At 54.7% G+C, this 9,977-nt stretch carries 9 protein-coding genes and 1 pseudogene; 5 read left to right on the forward strand and 5 right to left on the reverse strand.

Features of this window, described 5'->3' with window-relative positions; translation table 11 throughout:
* Nucleotides 1-646: pseudogene (locus HJG40_RS09110) on the reverse strand (phosphoserine phosphatase SerB); the annotation flags it as partial.
* Entirely contained in the window at nucleotides 643-4,092 is a 3,450-nt protein-coding gene (gene mfd / locus HJG40_RS09115) for a transcription-repair coupling factor (RefSeq protein WP_215863896.1), read from the reverse strand. The gene mfd and the pseudogene HJG40_RS09110, both read right to left, overlap by 4 nt.
* A 139-nt stretch (nucleotides 4,093-4,231) precedes the next feature.
* On the opposite strand from mfd, the gene ispD reads away from it, so the two are divergent.
* The 5 genes from ispD (at nucleotide 4,232) to HJG40_RS09140 (ending at nucleotide 7,269) form a co-directional block, all read left to right on the forward strand.
* Nucleotides 4,232-4,945, forward strand: a complete 714-nt coding sequence (gene ispD / locus HJG40_RS09120; RefSeq protein ID WP_215863897.1) for a 2-C-methyl-D-erythritol 4-phosphate cytidylyltransferase — start codon at nucleotides 4,232-4,234, stop codon at nucleotides 4,943-4,945.
* On the forward strand, nucleotides 4,945-5,424 hold the full coding sequence (gene ispF / locus HJG40_RS09125; RefSeq protein ID WP_215863898.1) for a 2-C-methyl-D-erythritol 2,4-cyclodiphosphate synthase: 480 nt from the start codon (nucleotides 4,945-4,947) through the stop codon (nucleotides 5,422-5,424). Before ispD ends, ispF begins: the two co-directional genes overlap by 1 nt.
* Nucleotides 5,417-6,505: a tRNA pseudouridine(13) synthase TruD gene (gene truD, locus HJG40_RS09130; protein ID WP_215863899.1), complete on the forward strand. Its 1,089-nt coding sequence runs from the start codon at nucleotides 5,417-5,419 to the stop codon at nucleotides 6,503-6,505. The genes ispF and truD overlap by 8 nt, the downstream gene beginning before the upstream one ends.
* A 68-nt stretch (nucleotides 6,506-6,573) precedes the next feature.
* Nucleotides 6,574-7,053, forward strand: coding sequence for a heavy metal-responsive transcriptional regulator (locus HJG40_RS09135; protein ID WP_215863900.1), 480 nt, complete (start codon nucleotides 6,574-6,576; stop codon nucleotides 7,051-7,053).
* 9 nt (nucleotides 7,054-7,062) lie between these two features.
* A complete protein-coding gene (locus HJG40_RS09140) occupies nucleotides 7,063-7,269 on the forward strand; it encodes a CopZ family metallochaperone (RefSeq protein ID WP_215863901.1) in 207 nt (68 codons plus the stop codon).
* On the opposite strand, the gene HJG40_RS09145 is transcribed toward HJG40_RS09140, so the two are convergent.
* From HJG40_RS09145 to arsH, 3 genes are all read right to left on the reverse strand, one after another.
* Nucleotides 7,257-7,847: a Smr/MutS family protein gene (locus HJG40_RS09145; protein WP_215863902.1), complete on the reverse strand. Its 591-nt coding sequence runs from the start codon at nucleotides 7,845-7,847 to the stop codon at nucleotides 7,257-7,259. The two genes, HJG40_RS09140 and HJG40_RS09145, sit on opposite strands and share 13 nt — an antisense overlap.
* A gap of 3 nt (nucleotides 7,848-7,850) precedes the next feature.
* Nucleotides 7,851-8,819: a thioredoxin-disulfide reductase gene (gene trxB / locus HJG40_RS09150; RefSeq protein WP_215863903.1), complete on the reverse strand. Its 969-nt coding sequence runs from the start codon at nucleotides 8,817-8,819 to the stop codon at nucleotides 7,851-7,853.
* A 107-nt stretch (nucleotides 8,820-8,926) separates the two neighbouring features.
* Complete coding sequence (arsH, locus tag HJG40_RS09155; RefSeq protein ID WP_215863904.1) at nucleotides 8,927-9,640, reverse strand: arsenical resistance protein ArsH; 714 nt, start codon at nucleotides 9,638-9,640, stop codon at nucleotides 8,927-8,929.
* Between the last annotated feature and the right edge of the window lie 337 nt (nucleotides 9,641-9,977).

A 9,977-nucleotide genomic window follows, 5' to 3' on the forward strand; every position in this document is an offset into this window, starting at 1 on the left:
GCAAGTGCACGCGCTCGCGCAGGGAGGTTTGAAAGTCCAGTTCACCCGCCATGGAGCGTTCGGTAATGGCGGCAACCTGCCGTTTGAGGCCCAGATGATCCGCCATTTCATCAATACATTCAATGCTGATTAAGGTGGAGTCCATATCGGTCAACAACAGCTTAAAGTGACCAGCCTCCCAGAGTGGTGTTATGGCCAGATCAAGCTGGATACCTTCCAGAGCGTCAGTCAGGGCCCGATTGGCTGCAGGAACTGGAGCTTGAGGGCCGTGAATGGCAATGGCCAGACTATCGCCCTGGGCATGGAGTATGCGGCCAGGCATGCTGTTCTGAAGATGCAGGGTCGTCAATGCCCGGCGCAGTGCCTCGGGCTGTGCCGCGCCGCGTAATACCATACGGGAGACGCTGTCTACACTGGTTATGGGGGACCAGAAAACTTCCCGTTCCTGATGCAAGGCCTGCCGCGATAATTCATCCAGAAAAGGCGCAATTGCGCTGATGGCAACCGGCAAACTCCAGCTTTGTAGCCAGCATCCCCATACTTCCTGATGGCTTTCTGTACTATGAACAAATTGCCCCATGCTGGAGGGTAAAGTCATGGGGCCACGTCCAGCGGGACTCAATATGGCAAGGCGCGTGCTGCTCATGCATGATTCCTTAATGGTTCAATGAGTTGAATGATTTTTTGGCAGCGCGCCTCGCCGTCGGGTAAATCCTGACGAATTCTGAGGCGTTGGCCACCATCCAGTTGATAAACACTGTGCGGACGCTGAATAAGCGCAATGATTTTTTCCGGGGATACCTGATTTTCCTGGGCGAATTGCAGGCGTGCTCCGGAAGGTCCGGCATCAATCTGATCAATGCCGATTTGACTGGCCAGGAGGCGCAGCTGGGTCTGGCACAGCAAGGTTCTGGTCGGGTCTGGCAACGGTCCGAATCGGTCGATCATTTCCACCAGGATTTCACCAATGGCGGAATCACTGCGGACATCGCTGAGGCGCTTGTATAGTTGCAAACGTAAGTGCACGTCGGGCAGATAATCGTCGGGAATCAGTGCCGCCGTATTCAGATGAATTTCCGGTCCGCTGGCGCGTTGTTCGGCCAGACTGCGGGGATCCTTGCCGGCACGGATGGCGGCAACCGCGTCGTTGAGCCATTCCATAAAGAGCGTGAAACCCACTTCATCCATGTGCCCGCTTTGCTCTTCTCCCAGAAGTTCACCGGCTCCACGAATTTCCAGATCATGACTGGCCAGGGCAAAACCGACCCCCAGATCTTCCAGAGATTGAATGGCATCCAGGCGGCGCCGGGCATCATCACTCATGGCGCGCACATCGGGAGTAAACAGATACGCATAAGCCCGTTGATGGGAGCGTCCTACCCGACCCCGAAGCTGGTGGAGTTGCGCGAGGCCAAATTTATCAGCGCGATTGATGAGTATGGTATTGGCGTGGGGATTGTCGATGCCGGATTCGATGATCGTGGTGCTGAGCAGAATATCGAAGCGTTGATGATAAAAATCCAGCATGACCGCCTCCAACTCGCCTTCAGGCATTTGCCCGTGGGCGACCCGGAGCCGGGCCTCGGGAAGCAGGCGTCTAAGATTGCTGGCCATGCGTTCGATATCGCGCACTTCATTGTGCAGAAAATAAATTTGTCCGCCGCGATGTAATTCGCGCTGACAGGCTTCGACGACCACAGCGTCTTCCCAGATCTGCACAAAAGTACGCACTGGTTGTCGACGCTGGGGTGGAGTGGCGATGATGGATAAATCCCGCAATCCGGCCAGGGACAAATTCAGGGTGCGGGGAATAGGCGTGGCCGTCAGGGTGAGAATATCCACTTCGGCACGCAGGGCCTTGATCTGCTCCTTTTGCCGCACACCAAAGCGGTGCTCCTCGTCCAGAATCAACAGGCCGAGATCCTTAAAAGCCACATCTTTCTGGAGCAGGCGATGGGTTCCGATCAGAATCCGGACATCTCCGGCTTGGGTGGCGGCCAGGATTTCCTTGTGGGTTTTGCCCTTCTGAAAACGGGACAGGACCTCGATCCGCAGCGGTATTCCGGCAAAGCGGTTTTGAAAGTTTTCATAGTGCTGCTGGGCCAGCAAAGTGGTAGGTACCAGAACCATGACCTGTGCCCCGCCATGGGCGGCCAGAAAGGCTGCCCGCAACGCCACTTCGGTTTTGCCGAACCCCACATCACCACAAACCAGACGATCCATGGGATGCGGGCTGATCATGTCGGCAATGACGGCGTCAATGGCTTGTTGTTGATCGGGCGTTTCTTCAAAGGGGAAACGGGAGACAAAGTCCCAATAAGCTTCATCCGGAGCCGCAAAAGCCCGGCCTTGGCGGGCCGCTCGTCTGGCGTAGATGTCCAGCAGCTCACTGGCTGCATCAATGGCTTTTTCCCGCGCTCTGGTTTTAGCCTTATCCCAATGCGGACTACCCAGACGGGATAGAACGGGCTCGGCGGCCCCGTTTCCCACGTAACGGGCAATGCGATCCAAATGATCTGCCGGGACATACACCAAATCTCCCTGGGCATATTCCAGTACCACGTATTCGTTGACGTCGCCTTGGGCCGCAAAAGGCGTGCTCATTCCCTGAAAACGTCCAATGCCATATTCTTCGTGGGTGACCGCATCGCCGGGCTGCAGTTCGCCCAGATCGCGAACCATGCCTTCCACATGACGTTGGCGGACCTGCGCACTGCGTCTTTGCGCAAATACCCGGTCACCGAAAATCTGTGCTTCCGAGATGAGTGCAAACTGGACCTGATTTTTCTCTTTCAGCAGCAGACCGCGCTCCAAGGGGGCTACGGTAATGGCAATTTTTTCTGTGGACAGCAGAAAATCCGGCCAGTTTTTCAGGCGGGTAGCACTTAAACCCGCTTTGTTCAGGCGCTCAGATAGTGCTTCCTGACGGCCCGGAGATTCTGCAGCAATCAGGGCGCGGCCCTGCTGGGGGAGGTGACGCAGAAAAGTTTCCAATGCGGACAGAGGGGTTTCGCTGTTTCCCTGCAGGGCTGGTAGTGGTCCGCAGGGTAGGTTTTCTCCGGGACCTTCTGCTTCGCCATGCACCTGAGCACGACTCTGTAGAGCTGTTTCCCATTCGGCAGGCGTCAAAATAAGTGCGTCTGGTGGCAAAATTGGATAACTGGTGTCGTATGCCCGCTCTTCATGGCGTTCCTGCCAGTCGTGGCGAATCTGCTGGCTGGCGCTTTCCAGGCCAGGGGGCATGAAAATGATTCCGTCCGCAGGAAAATGGGTAAGTAGATGGCTGCTTTCCGGGAAAAACAGAGGCAGGTAATGCTCTGCTCCCTGGGGAACCTGCCCGCGACTTGCCGCTCGATATACTTCGGCACGTTGCGGATCACCACTGAATTTTGCCCGAAACTGGCTGCGGAATTCATTCAGTGCTGCCGCATCTACAGGAATTTCGCGCGCAGGCAGCAGGGACACCCTGGATACTTTCTCCAGAGTTCGCTGGGTTTCCGGATCAAATGCCCGGATGCTTTCTACCTGGGTGTCAAATAACTCAATTCGGTAGGGCAGGGGGCTACCACTGGGAAACAAGTCAATAATGCCGCCGCGCCAGGCGAGTTCTCCAGGTTCGGAAACTTCGCTGACATTGCGGTAGCCCGCATCAATCAGGCGTTGCCGAAAGCGCTCGGGCTGGAGGTTGTCTCCCACGGCCAGCACAAAGGCATGTTGATCAAGAAAACTTCTGGGCGGAAGACGTTGTAGAGCGGCCGCCAGAGGGACCAGACACAGCCCGCGCCAATTGGGTAAGGCCGCCAATGTCGCGAGACGGGTGGCGGTCGCATCGGCTGGAGGTGCCAGACGATCATAGGGCAGAATTTCCCGATCCGGGAAAATCAGGGGCGCATCCAGATCCGGCGCAAAAAATGACCACTCGCGCTGCCATTCTTCCAGATCACGGGGATTGGGCAGGAGCACCAACAGAGGTTTTTGCCATTTGCGGAGCATTTCGGCCGCCAGCCAACAATCGGCAGCTCCGAAAATATGGCTGAAACTGCGTGCATTACCTGCACGGGGGACAGGGCCCAAAGCGAGAGGAAAGTCCAAAATATCCGGGATATCATATCAGCAAATTCAGGGAACCTAGTGTAAGGTGCCTGTGCCTAAACTGCAAAAGCTGAAACGCTTGCGCTTGCTGGATAGACTGCGGATACTGCGTCTGAATCCCATAGGTTGAGGAAAATTGATGGAGCGGATCTGGATCATTATTCCAGCCGGAGGGCGGGGCCAACGTTTTGGTGGAACCCAGGCTAAACAATATGTTTTGCTGCGCGGGCAGCCTGTTCTTGCGCATACCCTGAAAATTTTTCTGCATGAAAAACGGATAGCTGGAGTGCAGTTGGTGCTGCCGGGCGAAGACCTGGAAACCGGAGTTTGGCGAGAATTAATAGGTGATAATCCGGCGTTACCTTTGGCCCCTGTAAGAGGCGGGAAGCAACGCGCTGATTCTGTGCGTCTCGGTTTGGAGGCCTTACGGAAAGCCGGTGCTGCCGATACGGACTGGGTGCTGGTACATGATGCTGCAAGACCCTGTTTGCGCGCTGAAGACCTGGGTAATTTGCTGGATAGTCTGAGCGAATCACCTGAGGGGGCACTACTGGGAATTCCGGTTGCCGACACCCTCAAGCGCGAAAAAGACGGTCTTTCCCTGGGTACGGTGGATCGGGAAGGGTTATGGCGGGCTTTAACACCTCAGGCTTTCCCCCTGGCCGCATTACTTGCCGCTCTACAGGCGGCGCAGGGTGCCGCAATGCCCATTACCGATGAAGCTTCGGCAATGGAGCTTCAGGGTTGGCGTCCGCGCCTGATTCTGGGGCATGGGGATAATATCAAGATTACCTTGGGAGATGATCTGGCTTTGGCCGCAGCCATTCTGGCGGCTCGTGACGAGGAGAAATAATGCAGCTGCGTATTGGTCATGGTTTTGATGTACATGCTCTGGTTCCCGAGCGCTTGTTGATAATCGGAGGGGTCAAGATTCCCTACGAGCGGGGTTTGGCTGGGCACTCTGATGCGGACGTCTTGCTGCATGCCATTTGTGACGCCTTGCTGGGTGCTGCAGCATTGGGAGATATTGGCCGCCATTTTCCCGACACGGATGCACGTTTTGCAGGCGCCGATTCCCGTCTTTTGCTTCGGCATTGTCATGCTTTGATTCAGGAAAAGGGCTTTTCGGTCGGAAATGTGGATGCCACTATTGTTTGTCAGCGACCCAAACTCGCGAGCCATATACCGCAAATGTGCGCGCACATTGCCGAAGATCTGCAGGTTTCTGAGGATGCGGTCAACATCAAGGCGACGACGACCGAGCAGCTGGGTTATGCCGGTCGGGGTGAAGGAATTGCTGCCCACGCCGTGACCTTGATTCAACATGTCTGAATTATTTCCACGCATTTATCCGCATGTAGATGTCCTGCTGGAAGCCGAACTCAAATCGACGGAAGATGATTTTCAGGTTACGGAAATGTTGCCTTTTACGCCTTCCGGTACGGGTTCGCATTACTGGTTTTTCATTGAAAAGCGCGGACTGAATACCCAGGAAGTGGCAAAACGGCTGGCACAACTTGCCAGCATCCCCGTGCGTGACGTGGGGTATGCAGGAATGAAAGATCGGCATGCCATTACCCGACAGAGCTTTTCCGTGCCGGTACAAGCCGGAACAACGCCGGACTGGCTGAGCCTGGAAAGTGAAAATCTCCATTTTCTGGAAATGACTCGCCATGACCGCAAGCTCCGCAGGGGGGTGCTCAAGGGCAATCATTTTCGCCTGGTTTTGCGTCATTGTCAGGGCGAAACAGCTTTGTGGGAGACACGTTTGCAGCATTTGCAAAAAACGGGCTTTCCCAATTATTTTGGAGCACAACGCTTTGGTCACCGCAATTTGCAGGAGGCTAGTCGCCTGTTGTCCGGTACAGCGCGCAAGATGGATCGTCATCAACGTGGCCTGCTGCTGTCAGCGGCGCGCTCTGCACTTTTTAATCAGGTGCTGGCAGAGCGGGTACGCCAAAATAACTGGAATGTCCTCTTGGCGGGAGAAATTGTGCAATTAAACGGTTCGCACAGCATTTTTCTGGCCCAGGCCAATGAGCAGGAGAGTTTGCAGCAGCGTGCTGCAGAGTGGGATGTGCACCCCAGTGGACCTCTGCCGGGCCGGGGCGGGCTGTCTCCTGAAAATCAGGCTGCCTTCGTAGAAAAACAGGCCCTAGATGCCCTGCCCGAGGCGTCAGAGACTTTGGGTAATCTCCGTCATTGGCCACAACAATTAGCCGCGCAGGGCGTGGACGCTGCCCGCCGCGCCCTGCGCGCGCGTCCGGATTCGCTGCAATACCACTGGCAGGATTCCAGCACACTAATTCTGGAGTTTTCGCTGCCTGCGGGCGTATTTGCAACTAGTTGTATTGAAGCATTACTGGGCCGTGAGCAAGTTCGCGCCGATAGGCTTGACCTTTGTGTTGACTAGATGCTTTAGAATGAGGACACTATACGCGTGGAGCGTAAAAATTCAGTCAATATAAGGAGGGAGACAAGATGGATACACCCGTGACAATAGGTCGCTTGGCCCGTGAAGCTGGGCTGGCTGCAGAAACATTGCGTTACTATGAGCGTATTGGCTTGATTCAGCCGGTGCAGCGTACCCAATCCAATTACCGTCTTTATGATAGCCACGCCGAGTTGCGGCTGCGCTTTATCCGCCGTGCCCAGAATCTGGGGTTTTCCCTGACAGAGGTGAAAGAGTTGCTGGACATCAGCAGCAGCGCCGAAAATGACATGGGAGATGTAAAGGCGCTGACAGAACAGAAAATTGCAGAGATTGATTTCAAAATCGCAGATCTGCAGAGAATGCGTTCCGCCTTGGCAATTCAAGCAGAACGTTGCCCCGGTCATGGTTCGGTAGACAATTGTCCTATTCTGGCCTCTTTGTCCGAGGCGGAAGGTGACATGGCTGTTCGCCGGCGCTGGGATGTGAGTCGGGATCAGCCGACTCCCCGTAGTGTTGCCCAGCGTTGAGTCAAGCGTATGGCTCAGATTGAATTGTCTGTTCAGGGGATGACCTGCATGCACTGCGTGGCTGCTGTAGAAAAAGCACTTCGGGAGGTACCCGGAGTGCAGACAGTTGCCGTGCATCTCGACAGCAGCAACGCTACTGTGGAAGGGGACTCGCTGGACGCTGAGACTTTGGTTCAGGCCGTTGAAGGCGAAGGTTACACGGCTCAAGTCCGATAATGTTGGTGGCGGCGCCATCCGAGTAAAACCTGCAAAGCCCCACCCCCGCCTTCTCCGGGACGGGCCTGAGTGAAAGCCAGCACTTCCTGATGCTTCATCAGCCAGCCACCTATCAGTCTTTTCAGAACGGGTATGCGTCCTGGAGACCCCAATCCTTTACCATGCACAATGCACACGCAATTCCAGCGCCACTGCTGGGCTTCGTGTAAAAAGGCCGCCAGTTCGAGTCGGGCTTCTTCAACCGTACAACCATGTAAATCCAGTCTGGACTGGATCCGGAAACGCCCTTTGCGTAAATCTCTGAGGAGAGCAGGAGACTGCCCCTGCTGCAAATAGAGCCATTCATCTCCTGCTTCCAGGATTTCGTCGCTGTTTAATGTGCGACTGAGCGCCGTCCGTACGGCCAGTTCGTCTTTTTGCCGTTGCAAGGCCAACGGTGCCGGGGGGCTGGGTCGCGCGGGGATGGGGGGTGCTGGAAAGCGTTTTACATCCGCCATGGCTTCTTCAAAGCAAGCCTTTTCAGCAGGATGGACGGCGAGCGATATCGGTGTTGCCTTGGGTGGTCGCCGCCGTCTCATGCTTCAATCCTCCTGTTGCTCCAGCCAGCGTTCTGCATCCAGAGCCGCCATGCAGCCCGTTCCGGCACTGGTGACCGCTTGCCGGTACACATAGTCCTGAACATCACCTGCGGCAAAAACGCCTTCAATGCTGGTTGCTGTAGCCATCCCGTCACGCCCGCCACGGGTAATCAGATATCCGCCCGCATCCATTTCCAACTGTCCCTTGAAAATATCGGTGTTGGGTTTATGGCCAATAGCAATAAATACCCCCATCAATGCTAAATCCTGGGTATTGCCGTTTTCTGCATGCTTGATCCGCAGTCCGGTGACGCCCGACTGGTCGCCTAGCACTTCATCTACGGCATGATCCCAGATGATGGTCACGTTTTCCTTGGCCATCAGCTTGTCCTGCAGGATTTTTTCGGCACGAAACTTATTGCGACGATGGACTACCGTGACATGCTTGGCAATATTGCTCAGATAAAGCGCTTCTTCGACGGCTGTATTTCCACCACCGATGACGGCGACATCCTGATTGCGATAGAAAAATCCGTCGCAGGTGGCGCAAGCCGAAACGCCTTTGCCGCGAAATTTTTCCTCGCTGGGCAGACCCAGATATTTGGCAGAGGCCCCCGTCGCCAGAATCAGGGCATCACAGGTATAATTGTGTTGGTCCCCACTGAGTTGGAATGGTCGCTGGCTCAGGTCGGCCTTATGAATGTGATCAAACACCATTTCTGTATCAAAGCGCCGTGCCTGTTTTTCCAGTTCCTGCATCAGTTCCGGACCCATGATGCCCTCTGCAGCACCCGGCCAATTATCTACATCGGTCGTGGTCATTAATTGACCACCAGGCTCCATCCCTTGCACCAGTAAGGGTTGAAGGTTGGCCCGCGCCGCGTAAATGGCAGCCGTGTAGCCGCCGGGGCCGGAGCCCAAAATCATTAATCGGGCGTGTTTGCTATCAATGATGCTTTTGGAGTCGCTCATCGGGTTCCTCATCAGTCAGGGTATGGATTCAGTTTAACATCAACCGGGAAGACCTGTAACAAATGCGGGGTGAATTTATCCCGCTACGCAGAGGGCGTTTTCATGATTTATATTTCTTTCTGATTCACTCTTCGCGATAACTCCTCAGCAGATTCCTTGCGTTCGGAGTATCGGTCAGTCAGATAATCACTTTGTCCTCGCGTCAGCAAGGTGAATTTCATCAATTCTTCCATCACATCCACCACCCGGTCATAGTAGGCAGAAGGTTTCATGCGTCCCGCCTCATCGAACTCCAGAAAGGCTTTGGGAACCGAGGACTGATTCGGTATGGTGATCATGCGCATCCAGCGCCCCAAAATGCGCATCTGATTAACGGTGTTAAAGGACTGTGAGCCTCCGCAAACCTGCAGCAATGCCAGGGTTTTTCCCTGACTCGGCCTTACTGCTCCGGAGTTCAGCGGGATCCAGTCGATTTGTGACTTGAATACTCCAGTCATTGCGCCATGCCGTTCGGGTGAACACCAAACCTGTCCTTCCGACCATTCTACCAGTTCCCGCAACTCAATGACTTTGGGATGGGTTGCGGGAGCATCATCGGGCAGTGGTAAGCCGCTGGGATGAAATGCCCGGGTGTCCGCGCCAAAACGGCGTAATAGTCGCTCTGCTTCTAGGGTTAGCAGGCGACTGTAGGATTTTTCCCGATTGGAGCCATAGAGCAGCAATATACGCGGTGGGTGATGATTGTCCGCAGTGCCAGTCAGACGTTTTGTATCGGGTTGCTGCAGCAGGCTCTCGGTGATGTTGGGAAGAATATCAGACACAACAGTTCTCCGTGATGAACAGCTCGGCAAATGAGAAATGCCTTCACATTTTGTAAGCAGTGTTGATGAGCACGGTACATTTGTCAATATTACAAGTATTATTCGCGGGTTTGATTTTGATGGTTTTTGGGTGTACCAAAACCAAGTAGTTGACAGTAATGATTGTGCTTGGCAATAATGCAACAAAGTTGCGAATAGAAAGGTTGTCAGTCATGGAAAAAGTATCCGCCGCTCCCGAAACCCTGCAAGAAGACGTGGTCAGTCTCTGGGGGCTGATCAGCCAGAGTATTTCCGGTATGGCACCCACCTGTGATGTGGTGGCCTTCATGACGGCGGG

Source organism: Acidithiobacillus concretivorus (genome assembly GCF_018853445.1).
GTDB lineage: Bacteria > Pseudomonadota > Gammaproteobacteria > Acidithiobacillales > Acidithiobacillaceae > Acidithiobacillus > Acidithiobacillus concretivorus.

Excerpts from the sequence above, each read along its gene's own strand:
- HJG40_RS09140 (WP_215863901.1), top strand. The coding sequence starts at position 7,063 with ATGGCTCAGATTGAATTGTCTGTTCAGGGGATGACCTGCATGCACTGC.
- trxB (WP_215863903.1), bottom strand. The coding sequence starts at position 8,819 with ATGAGCGACTCCAAAAGCATCATTGATAGCAAACACGCCCGATTAATG.
- HJG40_RS09145 (WP_215863902.1), bottom strand. The coding sequence starts at position 7,847 with ATGAGACGGCGGCGACCACCCAAGGCAACACCGATATCGCTCGCCGTC.
- ispF (WP_215863898.1), top strand. The coding sequence starts at position 4,945 with ATGCAGCTGCGTATTGGTCATGGTTTTGATGTACATGCTCTGGTTCCC.
- HJG40_RS09135 (WP_215863900.1), top strand. The coding sequence starts at position 6,574 with ATGGATACACCCGTGACAATAGGTCGCTTGGCCCGTGAAGCTGGGCTG.
- truD (WP_215863899.1), top strand. The coding sequence starts at position 5,417 with ATGTCTGAATTATTTCCACGCATTTATCCGCATGTAGATGTCCTGCTG.
- ispD (WP_215863897.1), top strand. The coding sequence starts at position 4,232 with ATGGAGCGGATCTGGATCATTATTCCAGCCGGAGGGCGGGGCCAACGT.